This window comes from Massilia sp. TWR1-2-2, assembly GCF_049897565.1.
Classification (GTDB): Bacteria; Pseudomonadota; Gammaproteobacteria; order Burkholderiales; family Burkholderiaceae_D; genus JAFCUW01.
Genome location: NZ_JAFCWM010000008.1, coordinates 95848 through 112533, shown reverse-complemented (window position 1 = coordinate 112533; position 16686 = coordinate 95848). Strand labels below are relative to the sequence as shown.

At 63.6% G+C, this 16686-nt stretch carries 13 protein-coding genes; 4 read left to right on the top strand and 9 right to left on the bottom strand.

What is annotated here, in order from left to right; all coding sequences use genetic code 11:
- Window positions 1-142: 142 nt before the first annotated feature.
- From ACP7DD_RS09800 to ACP7DD_RS09775, 6 genes are all read right to left on the bottom strand, one after another.
- Entirely contained in the window at window positions 143-1270 is a 1128-nt protein-coding gene (locus ACP7DD_RS09800; protein ID WP_426174590.1) for an acyl-CoA dehydrogenase family protein, read from the bottom strand.
- Window positions 1271-1290: 20 nt separating this feature from the next.
- Window positions 1291-1959 (bottom strand): SDR family oxidoreductase, encoded by a 669-nt coding sequence (locus tag ACP7DD_RS09795; RefSeq protein WP_426174589.1) that lies wholly within the window; start codon window positions 1957-1959, stop codon window positions 1291-1293.
- On the bottom strand, window positions 1959-3158 hold the full coding sequence (locus ACP7DD_RS09790; protein WP_426174588.1) for an acetyl-CoA C-acyltransferase: 1200 nt from the start codon (window positions 3156-3158) through the stop codon (window positions 1959-1961). The genes ACP7DD_RS09795 and ACP7DD_RS09790 overlap by 1 nt, the downstream gene beginning before the upstream one ends.
- Window positions 3151-4998, bottom strand: a complete 1848-nt coding sequence (aceK, locus tag ACP7DD_RS09785; protein ID WP_426174587.1) for a bifunctional isocitrate dehydrogenase kinase/phosphatase — start codon at window positions 4996-4998, stop codon at window positions 3151-3153. Before aceK ends, ACP7DD_RS09790 begins: the two co-directional genes overlap by 8 nt.
- A 52-nt stretch (window positions 4999-5050) precedes the next feature.
- On the bottom strand, window positions 5051-6235 hold the full coding sequence (locus tag ACP7DD_RS09780) for an isovaleryl-CoA dehydrogenase (RefSeq protein ID WP_426174586.1): 1185 nt from the start codon (window positions 6233-6235) through the stop codon (window positions 5051-5053).
- Window positions 6236-6373: 138 nt separating this feature from the next.
- Window positions 6374-6787, bottom strand: coding sequence for a MerR family transcriptional regulator (locus ACP7DD_RS09775; RefSeq protein ID WP_426174584.1), 414 nt, complete (start codon window positions 6785-6787; stop codon window positions 6374-6376).
- Between the two features lie 125 nt (window positions 6788-6912).
- Here ACP7DD_RS09775 and ACP7DD_RS09770 point away from each other — a divergent pair, with 125 nt between their 5' ends.
- The 3 genes from ACP7DD_RS09770 (at window position 6913) to ACP7DD_RS09760 (ending at window position 9105) form a co-directional block, all read left to right on the top strand.
- Complete coding sequence (locus ACP7DD_RS09770) at window positions 6913-7980, top strand: MBL fold metallo-hydrolase (RefSeq protein ID WP_426174583.1); 1068 nt, start codon at window positions 6913-6915, stop codon at window positions 7978-7980.
- Between the two features lie 254 nt (window positions 7981-8234).
- Window positions 8235-8642 (top strand): hypothetical protein, encoded by a 408-nt coding sequence (locus ACP7DD_RS09765; protein ID WP_426174582.1) that lies wholly within the window; start codon window positions 8235-8237, stop codon window positions 8640-8642.
- 292 nt (window positions 8643-8934) lie between these two features.
- Window positions 8935-9105 carry a hypothetical protein gene (locus ACP7DD_RS09760; RefSeq protein ID WP_180288049.1) on the top strand — a complete coding sequence of 57 codons (171 nt, stop codon included), beginning with the start codon at window positions 8935-8937 and terminating at the stop codon, window positions 9103-9105.
- Window positions 9106-9208: 103 nt separating this feature from the next.
- Here the strand turns inward: ACP7DD_RS09760 and grxD are convergent, their stop codons facing one another.
- The 3 genes from grxD to ACP7DD_RS09745 form a co-directional block, all read right to left on the bottom strand.
- A complete protein-coding gene (grxD, locus tag ACP7DD_RS09755) occupies window positions 9209-9520 on the bottom strand; it encodes a Grx4 family monothiol glutaredoxin (protein WP_426174581.1) in 312 nt (103 codons plus the stop codon).
- 185 nt (window positions 9521-9705) lie between these two features.
- Window positions 9706-12054 carry a Tex family protein gene (locus tag ACP7DD_RS09750; RefSeq protein WP_426174580.1) on the bottom strand — a complete coding sequence of 783 codons (2349 nt, stop codon included), beginning with the start codon at window positions 12052-12054 and terminating at the stop codon, window positions 9706-9708.
- Between the two features lie 587 nt (window positions 12055-12641).
- Window positions 12642-13040, bottom strand: coding sequence for a L,D-transpeptidase family protein (locus ACP7DD_RS09745; protein ID WP_426174579.1), 399 nt, complete (start codon window positions 13038-13040; stop codon window positions 12642-12644).
- A gap of 521 nt (window positions 13041-13561) precedes the next feature.
- Between ACP7DD_RS09745 and ACP7DD_RS09740 the strand changes: the two genes are divergently transcribed.
- The gene (locus tag ACP7DD_RS09740; protein WP_426174578.1) at window positions 13562-16669 is read left to right on the top strand and encodes a DEAD/DEAH box helicase; all 3108 of its coding nucleotides are present in this window, start codon (window positions 13562-13564) and stop codon (window positions 16667-16669) included.
- Window positions 16670-16686 lie beyond the last annotated feature (17 nt).

Below are 16686 nucleotides of genomic sequence, written 5' to 3'. Positions count from 1 at the left end.
AATCATTGAAGATGAGTCGATGGCTCATCTGTCAATATTTCTATATAGAAAAGCACGTGAAGCGCTGGTGTCAGGTCTGACATTCGAACATTTCAAGAAGCCGAAATATCCGAATATCAGAGCTGGTGTCAGGTGCGGCCAACTACAGCGCGCGCGCGATCAGGATCTTTTGGATGTCGCTGGTACCCTCGTAAATCTGGCAGACACGCACGTCGCGGTAGATGCGCTCGATCGGGAAGTCGCTGACGTAGCCGTAGCCGCCGAACACCTGCATCGCGTCCGACACCACCCGCTCGGCCATCTCGGAGGCGAACAGCTTGGCCATCGCCGCCTCCTTCAGGCACGCCAGGCCGGCGTCCTTCATCGACGCCGCATGGCGGATCAGCTGGCGCGCAGCTTCGATCCGGGTCGCCATGTCGGCCAGCTTGAACTGCACCGACTGGTGCTCGAAGATCGGCTTGCCGAATGTCTCGCGCTCGCGCGCGTACAGCAGCGCGGCGTCGAACGCGGCGCGCGCCATGCCGACCGATTGCGAAGCGATGCCGATGCGTCCGCCCTCGAGGCCCGACAGCGCGATCTTGTAGCCCTGGCCTTCTTCGCCGATCAGGTTCTCGGCCGGGATGCGGCAATTGTCGAACAGGATCTGCGCCGTGTCCGACGAGTGCTGTCCCATCTTCTGTTCGAGCCCCGCGACGATGTAGCCAGGCGTGGACGTCGGCACCCAGAACGCGCTGATGCCGCGCTTGCCGGCCGCCTTGTCCGTCACCGCCATGACGATCGCCACGTCGCCGTATTTGCCGCTGGTGATGAACTGCTTGGTGCCGTTGATGACATACTCATCGCCATCGCGCACGGCGGTGGTGCGCAGCGCCGACGCATCGCTGCCGGTATGCGGCTCGGTCAGCGCGAAGGCGCCCAGCATCTCGCCCTGCGCCAACGGCCGCAGCCACTGCTCCTTATGCGCGTCGTTCGCGTACATCATGGCGATGCTGCACACCGGGCAGTTGTTGACCGAGATGATGGTCGAGGTGCCGCCGTCGCCGGCGGCGATCTCTTCGAGCACCAGCGCCAGCGACACGTAATCGAGGCCGGCGCCGCCCAGGTGCTCCGGCACGGCCACGCCAAATGCGCCAAGCGCTGCCAGCTCCTTCAGTTCTTCCTTCGGGAAGTGGTGTTCCTTGTCCCAGCGCGCCGCGTTGGGCGCCAGGCGCTCCTGCGAAAAGCTGCGCAGGGCGTCGCGGATCATCTGGTGTTCTTCGGTCAGTATCATTCAGTCGTCTCGGTCTTGGCTTACCAGGGGATTGGCGTGCCGTCGTGGTTCAGGAAAGTGCCGTTATCGGCAGCGGTCAGGCGCGACAAGGTCACGCGCAGGTCGTTGACGCTGTCTTCGACGGTCAGTTCGGCGCCGGCGCCGCCCATGTCGGTCTGCACCCAACCCGGATGGAATGCGACGCAGGTCGCGCCATGCGGGCCGTAGGTAAGGCTGGCGTCCTTGAGCACCGAATTGAGCGCGGCCTTGCTGGCGCGGTACAGCGAGCCGCCGGTGGCGTTGCGCGCCTCGATCGATCCCATTTTCGACGACAGCACCGCCAGCTTGCCGCGCGAAGCGGCCACCAGGGGCCCGAGCAGCGGCAGCAGCCGCATCGCCGCCAGCACGTTGGTGTGCATGACGGCGTCGAAGTCCGCCTCGGACGGAAAGCCGTCGTCGCGCGGACCATATACGCCGGCGACCAGCACCGCGACGTCGATCTTTTCGTCGTCGAGGTTCCAGCCGATGCCGGCGACCGATTCGGCCGACAGCACGTCGAGCCGATAGGCGGTGGCGCCCATCGCCGCCAGCGCCGCAACGTGCTCGCTGCTCCTGGCGGTGGCGATGACACGCCAGCCGTCGGCCAGGTACTGGCGCACCATCTCGCGGCCGATGCCGCGCGAGGCGCCGATGATCAGTGCGGTAGCCATCAGATCATCTCGAAGGCCATCGCGGTCGCTTCACCGCCGCCGATGCACAATGCCGCCACGCCGCGCTTGCCGCCGGTCTTTTTCAACGCGCCGAGCAGGGTGACGATGATGCGCGCGCCGGAGGCGCCGATCGGGTGGCCCAGCGCGCAGGCGCCGCCGTGGATGTTGATCTTGCTGTGCGGGATATCGAGTTCGCGCATCGCCGCCATCGGCACCGCGGCGAACGCCTCGTTGATCTCGAACAGGTCGACGTCGGACGCGCTCCAGCCGGTCTTCTTCATCAGTTTTTGCAGCGCGCCGATCGGCGCGGTGGTAAACAGGTTCGGCGCCTGCGCGTGGGTGGTGTGGGCGACGATGCGGGCGATCGGCGCCAGGCCCAGTTCCTTCGCCTTCGATTCGCGCATCAGCACCAGCGCGGCGGCGCCGTCGTTGATCGACGACGACGAGGCGGCGGTGATGGTGCCGTCCTTCTTGAACGCCGGACGCAGGGTCGGGATCTTGTCGAGCTTCGCCTTCTGTGGGCCTTCGTCCTTGTCGATCACGGTGTCGCCCGAACGGCCGCTGACGGTGACCGGCGCGATCTCCCACTTGAAGTGGCCTTCACTGGTGGCGGCCTGTGCGCGCTTGACCGATTCGATTGCGAACGCGTCTTGCGCTTCGCGGGTGAACGAATAGGTGGTGGCGCATTCTTCGGCGAAGGTACCCATCGACCGGCCGCCGCCGGTTTTTTCATCCTTGCTGTAGGCGTCTTCCAGGCCGTCGAGCATCATGTGGTCGAACATCATGCCGTGGCCGATGCGGTAGCCGCCGCGCGCCTTCGGAATCAGGTAGGGCGCGTTGGTCATCGACTCCATGCCGCCGGCGACGATGACGTCGGCGCTGCCGGCGAGCAGCGTGTCGTGCGCGAAGATCGTGGTCTGCATCGCCGAGCCGCACATTTTCGACAGGGTGACGGCGCCGGCCGACAATGGCAGGCCGGCCTTGATGGCGGCCTGGCGCGCCGGCGCCTGGCCCTGGCCGGCCATCAGGCAGTTGCCGAAGTAGACGTGCTCGACGAGGCTGTTGTCGACGCCGGAGCGTTCGATGGCGGCGGCAATCGCCACGGCGCCGAGGTCATTCGCGCTCTTCGAGGAAAAATCGCCCTGGAACGCGCCCATGGGTGTGCGGGCTGCGCCGACGATAACGACTGGATCATTCATTGTGGTGGTTCTCCAAATAAGGTGGCGTGAATACCGGCCGCGACAGCGCCGCCGGCGTGATTGAAACAGGTGAGGCGAGGTTGCAAAAACGGATGGCCTGCGGGTACGGATAGACGTCTTCGATATACCCGTCGATGATGCGCTGCTTGCGCCGTTGCCAGAAGTCCCTGGTCAGCAGGTCGGCGTGGTGCTGCATGAAATACTTGCGGATCTTGGCGTTGCCCAGCAGGAAGCGGCCGAACTGCTCCGGGAAAACGTCGTGCTTGCCGATCGCGTACCACGGCTCGGCCGACATCTCGTCTTCCTCGTTGCGCGGCGGTGGGATGTCGCGGAAATTGCAGTCTGTAATGTACTCGATCTCGTCGTAATCATAGAATACGACGCGGCCATGGCGGGTGACGCCGAAATTCTTGTACAGCATGTCGCCGGGAAAGATGTTGGCCGCCACCAGTTCCTTGATGGCGTTGCCGTATTCGACGATGCCGTGTTCGATCAGCTCGTCGTCGCCGGCCCGCTCGGCCGTGCTGAGGAACATGTTGAGCGGCACCATGCGGCGCTCGATGTACAGGTGGTGGATGATCAGCTGGCCGCCTTCGATTTCCACCAGCGACGGCGCGTGGTGCTGCAGCTCGGCAAGCAGCTCTTCCGAAAAGCGTGCCAGCGGAAACGCCACGTTCGAATACTCGAGCGTATCGGCCATGCGGCCGACGCGGTCGTGATGCTTGACCAACAGGTATTTTTCCTTGATCAGCGCGCGCGTGGTTTCCTTCGGCGCCGGAAAAAAATCCTTGATCACCTTGAACACGTACGGAAACGACGGCAGCGCGAACACCAGCATCACCAGGCCGCGGATGCCGGGCGCAATCTCGAAGCTGTCGGAGGTGTGCTTCAGGTGCTGCAGGTAATCGCGGTAGAACAGCGTCTTGCCCTGCTTTTGCAGGCCGAGGATGGTGTAGATCTCGCTGCGCGGCTTGCGCGGCAGCAGGTTGCGCAGGAATTGCACGTAGGCCGACGGCACTTCCATGTCGACCAAAAAGTAGGCGCGGGTAAACGAAAACAGCACGGCGATCTGTTCCTGCTCGGACAGCACCGTGTCGAGCACGAGCTTGCCGTCGCCGTCGTGCAGGATCGGCAGCACGAACGGATATTCGCGGTTGCCGTTGATGCCCTTGCCGACAATATAGGCGCCCTTGTTGCGGTAGAACAGGTTGGCCAGCACCTGGATCTGGTGGTTCGGCTCCATCGTGCCGGGGCCGAACGTATGCTTCAGGCGCGCTTCGACCAACGCGACATCGCGGTCGAGGTCGGCGAACTGGCACTCGAGCTGGAAATTGGTGACCACGCGCTTGAGCGTGAAACGCAGGCCGTCGACGTGCGGGTAATACACGCGGTAAGTCGGCAGCAGCTCCTCGGTCTCGATGTATTCGGTGGACACCACCGGGCGCACGAAGATGAAGTCGTTGTGGAAATAGGTGCGGTGCAGGATGTTGCAGCAGACCGAGTTGAAGAACGTCTCGGCCAGTTCCGGCTGCTTGTGGTCGGACAGCATGCCGATATAGTGCAGCTTGGTTTCGCGCCACACTTCGTCGCTCAGGTCGGCATGCGAGTACTCGTCTTCCAGTGCCTGCACGCATTCCTGCACGCGCTTGTCGTAAAAGTCGATGCGCTCGCGCGCTGCCTGCTGCGCCACCGCCCAGGCGGCCGACTCGAAATGGCGTTTGGCGGCCTGGCTGGTCTGGCGAAACAGCCGGTAGTGCTTGTCGAAGCCGTCGAGAATCGTGCGCGCGATATCGAATGCGATCTGGGACGACAGCAATTTCGGGAACGCGGCTTGGGTCATCGTGCTTCTCGTGTCCAGTTCAGCCAACCATTTTACGCCAGTACTTTTTTGCTTAGCGGGTCTCGGCGTACAGTTCGCGGCCGATCAGCATGCGGCGGATTTCGCTGGTGCCGGCGCCGATCTCGTACAGCTTGGCGTCGCGCCACAGGCGGCCGACCGGGTATTCGTTGATGTAGCCGTTGCCGCCGAGCGCCTGGATCGCTTCGCCGGCCATCCAGGTCGCCTTTTCGGCGCTATACAGGATGGCGCCGGCGGCGTCCTTGCGCAGGTTGCGCACCGCTTCCGGCGTGCTGGCGCGGTCGCACGCCTGGCCGACCGCATACACGTAGGCCTTGCATGCCATCATGGTCGAATACATGTCGGCCAGCTTGCCTTGCATGAGCTGGAACTCGCCGATCGGCTGGCCGAACTGCTTGCGCTCGTGCACGTACGGCACCACCGCGTCCATGCACGCCTGCATGATGCCGAGCGGGCCGCCCGACAGCACGGTGCGCTCGAAGTCGAGGCCAGACATCAGTACGTTGACCCCCTTGCCGAGGCCGCCCAGCACGTTTTCGGCCGGCACTTCGCAGTCGACGAACACCAGTTCGCCGGTGTGCGAGCCGCGCATGCCGAGCTTGTCGAGCTTTTGCGCCACCGAGAAACCCTTGAAGCCTTTTTCGACCAGGAAGGCGGTCATGCCGCGCGCGCCCGCTTCGATGTCGTTCTTGGCGTACACCACCAGCACGTCGGCGTCGGGGCCGTTGGTAATCCACATCTTGGTGCCGTTAAGCACCCAGCGGTCGCCCTTGAATTCGGCGCGCAGCTTCATGCTGACGACGTCGGAGCCGGCGTTTGGCTCGGACATGGCCAGCGCGCCGACGTATTCGCCGGAGAGCAGCTTCGGCAGGTACTTCATCTTCTGTTCTTCGGTGCCGTTGCGCTTGATCTGGTTGACGCACAGGTTCGAGTGGGCGCCGTACGACAGGCCGACCGAGGCGGACGCGCGCGAGATTTCTTCCATCGCGACGATGTGCGCCAGGTAGCCCATCTGGGCGCCGCCGTACTGCTCGTCGACGGTGACGCCGAGGATGCCGAGGTCGCCCATCTTGCGCCACAGGTCCATCGGGAACTGGTCGCTGCGGTCGATTTCGGCGGCGCGCGGCGCGATTTCGGCGGCGGCGAACTGCTGCACCGTTTCGCGCAGGGCGGCGATGTCTTCGCCATGGTCAAAGTTCAAGCCGGGCAGGTGCAGCATGTGGTCCTCGCAGAGATTGGGCAAAAATAGATCATAAGTGACGTTTACGTAAACGTAAAGCAAAAAGCTGGTGTCAGGTCTGACATTCGTACATTTCTAAAAAGGAAAATGTCCGAATGTCAGACCTGACACCAGAGTTTATGCGGTGTTCGGCGTTTCGGCGCCGCGGCTTTCCACGTCGGCCAGCATACGCCGGCACTCATCTTCGTGGGCGCTGATTTCGGCCAGCGCCATCTCGATGTCGGCCTGCTGCTGCTCGAGCGTCTCGCGCTGGTGCGCCAGCACGCCGAGGAAACGGTTCATCTGCGCCACGGTGTCCTTCGGCGACTCGTACATGTCGACCAGGCTCTTGATTTCGGACAGGGTCAGGCCGAGGCGCTTGCCGCGCAAGGTCAGCTTGAGTCGGGTGCGGTCGCGCGCCGTGTACACGCGGCTGCGCCCGCCGGCGCCTTCGCGGCTCGGACTGAGCAGGCCGTGGTCTTCGTAAAACCGGATCGCGCGCGCGGTGATGTCGAATTCGCGCGCCAGTTCCGCAATGGTGTAAGTAGGCATGTCGGTGGTGGCGTGAAAGTTGCACTTCGCGGAATCGCTTAGAATGGATTGGCGGCTTCCGTTTACGTCAACGTAAAGCCCATTGTAGCGCGCCCTTTGCTGTTTTGAACACGAAAGATCTGCCCATGAACGCTCTCGAGTCCCAGCTTTCTTATCCTTTCGGCGACGCTCTGCCCGCGCCCGGCGAAGTGCTGCCGATTGCGCCCGGCCTCGGCTGGCTGCGCATGCCGCTGCCTTTTGCACTCGACCATATCAACCTGTGGCTGCTCGGCGACGAGGTCGACGGGCGCACCGGCTGGAGCGCGGTCGATTGCGGCGTTGCCACCGATGCAACGCGCGCGGCCTGGCAGCACGTGTTCGCCGGCCCATTGCAGGGCCAGCGCTTGCTGCGGGTGTTCGCCACCCATTGCCATCCCGACCACATCGGCCTGTCGGACTGGCTGTGCCGCCGCTTCGACGCGCCATTCTGGATTACCACCGGGGAGTACGGCTTCGGGCGCATGATGTCGGCGGCGCTGCCGGGCGTCGACGGCACCGCCGCGATTCCGCATTTCCGCCGTCACGGCCTGGCCGGGCACGAGCTGATCGAGCAGATGCAGAGCCGCCGCAACTATTTCCCGTCGCTGGTGCCGGCCGTGCCCGAATCGTACACGCGGATGCACGACCGCCAGCAGATCGTCGTCGGCGCCCGGCGCTGGCGCGTCATCACCGGCTTCGGCCATTCGCCGGAACACGCGGCGCTGTATTGCGAAGCGCTCGGGGTGCTGATCTCGGGCGATATGGTGCTGCCGCGCATCTCGACGAACGTGTCGGTGTTCGCGGTCGAGCCGGAGGGCAATCCGCTGCAGCTGTATCTTGATTCGCTGGCCAAGTTCGACGACCTGCCGGCCGATACGCTGGTGCTGCCATCGCATGGGCGCCCGTTTCGCCGCTTGCATACCCGTATCGCCCAGCTGCGCGCCCACCACGCGGAGCGGCTGGCCGAGGTGGTGACCGCCTGCGCAGAGCCTTGTTCCGCGATGGACATCGTGCCGGTGATGTTTCGTCGCCCGCTTGACGCCCACCAACTTACCTTCGCACTCGGCGAAGCGCTGGCCCACCTGCACAAGCTGTGGTCCGACGGTGTCGTGCGGCGGCTTGTCGGCGCCGATGGCATTATCCGGTTTCAGGTCACCGTTGTGCAGATTGGATAGAATGATGACATAAATAAAATTTGAAGTGGACTGCAATTGGTATGATATTGGTCCGCTATTCGGTGGTTTTATGGCACGGAGAACAGCGGCACAACGAATCCATGTTCTCGACCGGCGCCAGGGTAACGAGCGCGACGATTTCGCACAACGTATATACTCGCAAAAATGTTACACGCTTCTTGCCAGATTGTCACAATTGGTCTGTTCGTTGAAGCAACTGACTTTCATCCACATGCATGAAATAGTGACAATCTATGAATTCATCAAACGAACGGGAAAGTTTCAGTGTGCGCCTGCAACAGGCACTGAAGAACGCCCATTACTCGCCAGACAGTCCGACCCGTCTGGCCCGCGAATTTAATATTCGCTTCGACGGGCGACCGATTACTGTGCATGCAGCCCGGAAGTGGCTGGTAGGCGAGGCAATTCCTACCCAGGAGAAGTTGCGCATGATCGCGCAATGGCTGGGCGTGCCGGCCGAATGGCTGCGGTTCGGCGGCGCCGAAGGCGCTGAGCCAAATGGCGAACCACTCAACGGGTTGTCGCGGTTCGAGTCGGCCGATGTGAAATTAATTGCTGATTTGCAGCGTCTGGATGAACATCATCGCCAGATTGCCCGCGAATTTATTCGCATGCTTGTACGAATTAACTACCAGAAGTAACAACTCCCGGCCGATTTTCCCCAAAAAGACTCACCAGTGGGGTCGAGTCGCCGTCCTAGGCAAATTCCCGTGCTTGCGCCCGCGCGCAGGAGCAGCGCGGCGAAAATTAACACAAGTTCCACACGACAAATAATCATTGCACGGATGCGTTTTTGATGCACAATACAACGATTGCGCGGCAACAAGTACTCTCCGGAAATTTGCCGCGCACAGCAGCACAAAGTCCCGATAGTGGACCATAATCAGTCCAGCAGATTTGCCCCCTTCACGCAGCCGAGGATTTAGCCGCCCTATGAAAAGCAACTACAGCAATACCGCGCAGCTCAAAGACTTGATGACCGTTCCACCGATGACAGCAGCCCAGCATGCGGAAGTGATGCGCAAGCGCATCCAGCACCGCAGGATGGTCGAGGAAGCAAAGGAAATGAAGAAGGACGACCGCTGGAGTTTCGACAAGCGCTGAGAGCGGCGACGCCAGCCGCCCTGGAGACATGAGTTAAGCGTTCAGGGCCGGTTTCATGCCGGCCCAGCGCGGCACCGGTGTGTGGAGGCGCCGGCTAGCGGATTTAGCCGTTCAACAACGTTTTCAGTTCGCCCGATTCGAACATCTCGTTCATGATGTCTGAGCCGCCGATGAATTCGCCGTTGACGTACAGCTGCGGAATCGTTGGCCAGTTTGAAAAATCCTTGATCCCCTGGCGCACTTCCGGGTCGTCCAGCACGTTGACGGTGGCGATGTTCTCGACGCCGCAGGCTTTCAGGATCTGGATCGCCCGGCCTGAAAAGCCGCACTGCGGAAATTGCGCGGTGCCCTTCATGAACAGCACAACCGGCGTGGTGCTCACGGTCTCTTTGATCCAGGTATGTACGTCGCTCATGGCTGCCTCGGTGAAAAATGAATGGATACTGGCATTTTATAAGAAAACGCCGGTCGCGGTTGGGCGCGACGAAAAGCTGGGGTCAGGTCTGACATTCGGACATTCGGACATGTCCAAGACTAAACGCTGGGGTCCGATATTCGAACATTTCCAAAAGCGAAATGTCCGAATACCAGACCTGACCCTTAGCCGCGCAGCTTGGCAAAGGCCGCCGCCATGCTGCCGCCGACCGGCGCCGGCGCTTTTTCCGACGTCTGGTGCTGCGCCAGGCGCTTGCCGTCGGTGCGGTCGCCGCGCTGCTCCGGCTTCGACCCCGGTTGCGGCGCGCTGTCGGTCAGGCGCATCGTCAGCGCGATGCGCTTTCTCTTTTCATCCACTTCCAGCACCTTCACGCGCACCACCTGGCCGGCCTTGACCACCGAGTGCGGGTCCTTGACGAACGTGTTCGACAGCGCCGAGATGTGCACCAGGCCGTCCTGGTGCACGCCGATGTCGACGAAGGCGCCGAACGCGGCGACGTTGGTCACCACGCCCTCGAGGATCATGTCGGGCCGCAGGTCGCGCAGCTCCTCGACACCTTCCTTGAACGTGGCGGTGGTGAACTCTGGCCGCGGATCGCGCCCCGGCTTTTCCAGCTCTTTCAGGATGTCGGTGATGGTCGGCACGCCGAACTTGTCGTCGGCGTAGCGCGCCGGGTTCAGCGTTTTGAGCAGCGCGGCGTCGCCGATCACCGCCTTCATGTCCTTCTTGATGTCGGCCAGGATCTTCTCTACCAGCGGATACGATTCCGGGTGCACCGCCGACGCGTCGAGCGGATTGTCGCTGCCCATCACGCGCAGGAAGCCGGCCGCCTGCTCGAACGTCTTTTCGCCCAGCCGCGGCACGGCCTTGAGCGCCGCGCGCGAGGCGAAGGCGCCTTTCATGTCGCGGTAGGTGACGATGCTCTGGGCAACCGACGACGACAGGCCCGACACGCGCGCCAGCAATGGCGCCGACGCCGTGTTGACGTCGACGCCGACCGCGTTGACGCAGTCTTCAACAACCGCGTCGAGCGAGCGCGCCAGCTGCGACTGCGAGACGTCGTGCTGGTACTGGCCGACGCCGATCGACTTCGGATCGATCTTCACCAGTTCGGCCAAGGGATCCTGCAGCCGGCGCGCAATCGACACCGCGCCGCGCAGCGACACGTCCATGTCGGGCAGCTCGCGCGAAGCGAATTCGGACGCCGAATACACCGACGCGCCGGCTTCCGAGACGACGATCTTGGTGAGCTTGAGTTCCGGGCGCTGCTTGATCAGGTCGAGCGACAGTTTGTCGGTCTCGCGCGAGGCGGTGCCGTTGCCGATCGAGATCAGCGACACATTGTGCTTGGCCGCCAGCTGGCCGAGCAGGTGCAGCGAGCCGTCCCAGTCGTTCCTCGGCTGGTGCGGATAGATCACCGCGGTGTCGACCACCTTGCCGGTGGCGTCGACCACCGCCACCTTGACGCCGGTGCGCAGGCCAGGGTCGAGGCCCATGGTGGCGCGCGGGCCGGCCGGCGCCGCCAGCAGCAGCGCCTTCAGGTTCAGCGCGAACACGTTGATCGCATCGAGTTCGGCTTTTTCGCGCAACGCGCCCATCAATTCCGTTTCGAGGTGCATGAAGCTTTTTACGCGCCAGGTCCAGCGGGCGGTGTCAGCGAGCCACTTGTCGGCCGGGCGAGCAAGGTTTTTGATGCCGAAGCGCGCGGCGATGCGCCCTTCGCAGGGATTGTGCGGCGCGTCCCACTTCGGCTTCTCGGCCTCGGTGTCGAGCCGCAGGATCACGTCGAGCATGCCTTCGCGGCGCCCGCGCAGCAGCGCCAGCGCTCGGTGCGACGGCACCGTGCCGATCGCTTCCGAATAATCGAAGTAGTCGGCGAATTTTTCGCCCTCGTCCTGCTTGCCGGCGACCACCTTCGACTCGACGATGCCGTGCTCGCGCACGTATTCGCGCAGTGACGCGAGCAAGGTCGCGTCTTCGGCGAAGCGCTCCATCAGGATCTGGCGCGCGCCGTCGAGCGCCGCCTTGGTGTCCGCCACGCCGGGGTTGTTGCCGTCGTCGCTGGTGAATGCCTGGCGCAGGTATTTGGCCGCTTCCTCTTCCGGATTAACGGTCGGATCGGCCAGCAGGCCCTCGGCCAGCGGCGCCAGGCCGGCCTCGATGGCGATCTGCGCCTTGGTGCGGCGCTTCTGCTTGTACGGCAGGTACAGGTCTTCGAGCCGGGTCTTGTCCTCGGCATGGGTGACGGCGTCGAGCAGCGCCGGCGTCATCTTGTTCTGTTCGGTGATCGAGGCGATGATCGCGCCGCGCCGGTCTTCCAGTTCGCGCAGGTAGCGCAGGCGTTCTTCCAGCAGGCGCAGCTGGATGTCGTCGAGGCCGCCGGTCGCTTCCTTGCGGTAGCGCGCGATGAACGGCACGGTGGCGCCTTCGTCGAGCAGGGCGATGGCGGCGGCAACCTGCACCGGTTTGGCGGCAAGTTCAAGGGCGAGGCGTTGTTCGATAGTTGGGAGCATGGGGGCATCCGCTTGAGCGGACCGCTGGTGAGTCAAGCGACGAATGATACGCAATCGCCGCCGCCGCGCCAGTCTTGACAGCCGCTACCGTGTTGTGCGGGGCGTAACGACCGCCTTGCATCCGCCGTCGAACGCGGCAAATGCGCTGGCCGGGGTGTTTACTTCGACGGCATGACCGTCATAGGCTAACGCGAGCGCGCGTCCGGTCATTGCTCGCGCGAAACGCCAGCGTGTTGAACGTTTCCGGCAGGATGCGATCCTGGATGTCGAGGTTTTCAAGTGGCGTCGGGAACTCAGCTGCAAGGCGCTCGGGCGCACTCTGTCTTTTCACAGTGAAGGTCGTGAGTCTTGCGAGTTGCCCTGCCAAGTCAGGTGATGACTGGCAGTGTGGTGAATTCCGGCCATCCGCAAAAGTACTCTGCACAGCGAATGGCGCTCCCGGCGTGGCGCGTTGCGCAGTCAGTTTATATTCTGAGGTGCTGAACGTTATCGACATCACCTCCTCTTGCAGGACACTGAACGCCTCGCCCCCTGGGGCGATCACCGTCGGCGTTGCTGCGGCGCCACGCAGGTAGACAATGGACTCATCAAAATACGTTCACGGTCGTACCCAGAGGAGCCCATTCGTAGAGCGCCTTCGCATCGGCGTGCGTAAGGCGGACACATCCATGCGAGCCAAACCATTCGCTGATCCCGTTGCGCACGGTGCGAACAACGCGCAACGGCACGATGCCGTCATACTGATGCAGCGCCTTGCCGTCGAGGGTGAAAAAACATGGCCTAGTCCATTTGCACGTCGTCGGCGCGGCTGCGATAGCGATGGTTTTTTCGCATGATCTTGAAGGTGCCCCGGTCCGTCGGGTGATCTTTATCGCCGCTGACACACGCAAAGCCCAGGACACGTCGACGCCAACATACCCTTCGACCATCTGTTGCGCCAAGTCGACCTTAATTGTTTTTCCAAATTTCGTCGCTGGTGTGCTCATGTTCAACATCCTGGTAGGTTGGGGACTGCGACATGTGCCGCGGCACCACCGGCGCGCCGTGCGTCGCCAGGTTCACCGTGGCGTCGGACAATGCCGAGTTGCTGCAGGGCACCTCTTGCGCTTTCGCGCCAGCCACCGTGCGCCGCGCACCTTCTGTCCGGTCTGCGGCACCCAGCTCACGTGCGTCAACGACCTGAAGCCTCGACGATCCGCTTGCCGCGCCATCGGCGCAGCCGCGCCGAGGGCTGGCGGTGGCATAAACGCCACACCGTCTGCCCGCCTACTCCGGCCCCGCCGATTCCCTCTTGAACTGACCGGCTTGTTTCGGCGGCGGTTTGAGGCGATGATGTCAGACCAACGCTTGCGGCTGCCTGTACAACATGGCCGACGGGACACTTGCGACTGTTGCATGTTGTAATCTTTTGCGGTACGGACAAATGGAACAAAACAAGAGTCCCGGGATGACGCATAATATCGGGTCTTGTCTTTTTTGATACAGAGTGCAAAGAACAATGCGAACAATGGATTTGATGCGCGATGCCCCTCCTGATGCTTCCGCGGCTGCTCCGGCCCAGCCGGCGGCGCCCTCGCCTGCGCTGGCCGCCCCGGTGGCCAGCTGGCTGCAGCGGGTCGATGCCGCGGCCCATCCGCAGCCGAAGCTGACCGTCGAAGTCAAGGATCCGAAGCTCGCCCAGTACAAGTTCGTCTACGTGCTCGCGCCCACCAGCGGCGGCCGCCACGTCGCCCTGTGCCTGTGCAAGGCGCGCCTGCGGCCGAACGGCGAAGTGGCCGCCGCCAGCCCGGTGTCGGAAGTGTTCTCGCTGCTGTCGGCGCCGCCGGCCTACCTCGAAGGCGACGATGAAGACCTGGTGCGCTTTTTCATCGCGATGCGCAGCGGCGCCTCGCAAAGCAGCACCGCCACCGAGCCGAAGGGCAAGATCGGCGCGATCCTGCTGCAGATGTTGCTTGAGCAAGACAAACTGCTGTGGGCCAATTCGTGGCCCGACATGTCCAGCGGCCTGGTCTATCCGCTGCAGGCCGGTGCCGTGCGCAAGGCCAACCTGGTGTGGCGCGACGAAGGGCGCACTGCGCGCCTCGGCTGGCAGGTCGAGCCGGCGCCGGGCGCGACCCACAGCGCAGCCGACCAGATCGACTATATGCTGCCGACCGATCCGCCGTGGTACATCGACAACCTGTCGTGCGGCGCGCTGGAACTGAACCGAGGCGGCGTCGACATTTCGCTGGCCGAACTGCAGGCGCTGGTGGCCCAGGCGCCGGCGCTGACCGGCAGCGACAAGCGGCGCGTGTCGCAGTTGCTGCTCGCGCACGGACTGCAGCAACTGATGCCGCTGCCGCAACCGCTGACCCAGCGCCTGCGCGACGACGTCAAGCCGCGCCCGCACCTGCTGCTCGATTCGGTCCAGCTGGCCGACGGCACGCTGCAGCGCTGGCACGACGTGGCGGTGCTGTCCTATGATTACGACGGCGAGCGCGTCTCGTTTGACCCGGCCCAGCGCGTGGTGCGCCAGGTCGGCGACGTGACCGAAGTGATGGCGCGCGACGCCGATGCCGAGGCCGCGGCGCTGGCCACGCTGACCGAGCTCGGTTTCCGCAAGCCATCGACGCCGCCGCTGAATGGCCTGACCGGCGCGCTGCAACTCGAAAGCCAGGCCCACTGGCTGCGCTTTGCCGCCGCCGAGATCGACACGCTGCTTGAGGCCGGCTGGCAGGTGCAACACTCCAGGCATTACCGCTACGACGTGGTGGCGGTGCAAGACTGGTACGCCGAGATCGATCAGCCGGCCGAGGCCGGCAACGCCTGGTTCGAGCTGGAACTGGGCATCGTCGTCAACCAGAAACGGGTGCCGCTGCTGCCGGTGCTGGTGCAGCTGATCCGCAGCGCGCCGAGCGACTTCGACCCGGACGTGCTGGCCGCGCACGGCGAAGCCGACCAGATGCTGGCAACCTTGCCCGACGGCCTGCGCGTGGCGCTGCCGTGGGGCCGGCTCAAACCGATCCTCGCCACCTTGGGCGAGTTGTATTTCAGCGACAAGATCAAGAACCGCGTGCGCCTGTCGACGCTCGACGCCGGCCGGCTGGAAGAACTGGCGCGCTCTACCTCCCTGCGCTGGTTCGGCGGCGAACAGCTGCGCGAGACCGGCCGCAAGCTCAGCTTGTTCGGCGCGGTGCAGAAGGTGGCGGCGCCGGCCGGCCTGCGAGCCACATTGCGCGACTACCAGGCCGACGGCCTGGCGTGGATGCAGTTCCTGCGCGAATACGACCTGGCCGGCATCCTCGCCGACGACATGGGCCTGGGCAAGACGGTGCAGACGCTGGCCCATATCCTGGTCGAAAAGGAAGCCGGCCGCCTGACCAGCCCGGCGCTGGTGATCGCCCCGACCAGCCTGATGACCAACTGGCAGGACGAGGCCGCGCGCTTCGCCCCCAGCCTGCGCGTGCTGCTGCTGCAAGGCAAGGAGCGGCTCGAGCATTTCGACCGGATCGACCAGTGCGACCTGGTGCTGACGACCTACGCGCTGCTGCCGCGCGACGAGGAAAGGCTGCGCGAGCACAGCTACCACCTGGTGATCCTCGACGAATCGCACTACATCAAGAACAACCGCTCGAAGGCGGCGCAAAGCGCGGGCCTGCTGAGCTCGCGCCACCGCCTGTGCCTGACCGGCACGCCGCTCGAGAACCACCTGGGCGAATTGTGGTCGCAGTTCCACTTCCTGCTGCCCGGCCTGCTGGGCGACGAAAAAACCTTTAACGCCCAGTTCCGCCACCCGATCGAGCGCCACGACGATCCTCTGCGGCGCGCGCTGCTGAACCGGCGCATCAAGCCGTTCCTGCTGCGCCGCACGAAGGACAATGTCGCCAAGGAACTGCCGCCGAAGACCGAGATGGTGCGCAAGGTGGAGCTGTCCGGCGCCCAGCGCGACCTGTACGAAACGGTGCGCCTGGCGATGGACAAGAAGGTGCGCGACGAGATCGACAAGAAAGGCGTGGCGCGCAGCCAGATCGTCATCCTCGAGGCGCTGCTGAAGCTGCGCCAGGTGTGCTGCGATCCGCGGCTGGTCAAGGCGCTGCCGTCGCGCAAGAAGGAATCGGGCTCGGCCAAGCTGATCGACCTGATGCAGATGGTCGACGACCTGCTCGACGAGGGCCGCAAGATCCTCGTGTTCTCGCAGTTCACCAGCATGCTCGCGCTCATTCAGGAAGAGCTCGACGCGCGCCGCATCCCGTATGCGCTGTTGACCGGCGACACCAAGGACCGCGCCGCCCAGGTGGCCGCGTTCCAGCAGGGCGCGGTGCCGATTTTCCTGATCAGCCTGAAGGCCGGCGGCGTCGGCCTGAACCTGACCGCGGCCGACACCGTCATCCACTACGATCCGTGGTGGAATCCGGCCGCCGAGAACCAGGCGACCGACCGCGCCTGGCGCATCGGCCAGGACAAGCCGGTGTTTGTCTACAAGCTCATCGCCAAGGGCACTCTGGAGGAAAAGATCCAGCTGCTGCAGCAAAAGAAATCGGACCTGGCGCAATCGATCCTGGCCGACGGCGAGTCGCAAAAACTGGTGCTCACGCAGGAAGACCTGCAGCAAATTTTCGCTCCGCTCGAAGAATAAGAGAATACAGAGAGACC

Excerpts from the sequence above, each read along its gene's own strand:
- ACP7DD_RS09775 (WP_426174584.1), bottom strand. The coding sequence starts at position 6,787 with ATGCCTACTTACACCATTGCGGAACTGGCGCGCGAATTCGACATCACC.
- aceK (WP_426174587.1), bottom strand. The coding sequence starts at position 4,998 with ATGACCCAAGCCGCGTTCCCGAAATTGCTGTCGTCCCAGATCGCATTC.
- ACP7DD_RS09790 (WP_426174588.1), bottom strand. The coding sequence starts at position 3,158 with ATGAATGATCCAGTCGTTATCGTCGGCGCAGCCCGCACACCCATGGGC.
- ACP7DD_RS09780 (WP_426174586.1), bottom strand. The coding sequence starts at position 6,235 with ATGCTGCACCTGCCCGGCTTGAACTTTGACCATGGCGAAGACATCGCC.
- ACP7DD_RS09800 (WP_426174590.1), bottom strand. The coding sequence starts at position 1,270 with ATGATACTGACCGAAGAACACCAGATGATCCGCGACGCCCTGCGCAGC.
- ACP7DD_RS09750 (WP_426174580.1), bottom strand. The coding sequence starts at position 12,054 with ATGCTCCCAACTATCGAACAACGCCTCGCCCTTGAACTTGCCGCCAAA.
- ACP7DD_RS09795 (WP_426174589.1), bottom strand. The coding sequence starts at position 1,959 with ATGGCTACCGCACTGATCATCGGCGCCTCGCGCGGCATCGGCCGCGAG.
- ACP7DD_RS09770 (WP_426174583.1), top strand. The coding sequence starts at position 6,913 with ATGAACGCTCTCGAGTCCCAGCTTTCTTATCCTTTCGGCGACGCTCTG.
- ACP7DD_RS09745 (WP_426174579.1), bottom strand. The coding sequence starts at position 13,040 with ATGAGCACACCAGCGACGAAATTTGGAAAAACAATTAAGGTCGACTTG.
- grxD (WP_426174581.1), bottom strand. The coding sequence starts at position 9,520 with ATGAGCGACGTACATACCTGGATCAAAGAGACCGTGAGCACCACGCCG.
- ACP7DD_RS09760 (WP_180288049.1), top strand. The coding sequence starts at position 8,935 with ATGAAAAGCAACTACAGCAATACCGCGCAGCTCAAAGACTTGATGACC.
- ACP7DD_RS09740 (WP_426174578.1), top strand. The coding sequence starts at position 13,562 with ATGGATTTGATGCGCGATGCCCCTCCTGATGCTTCCGCGGCTGCTCCG.
- ACP7DD_RS09765 (WP_426174582.1), top strand. The coding sequence starts at position 8,235 with ATGAATTCATCAAACGAACGGGAAAGTTTCAGTGTGCGCCTGCAACAG.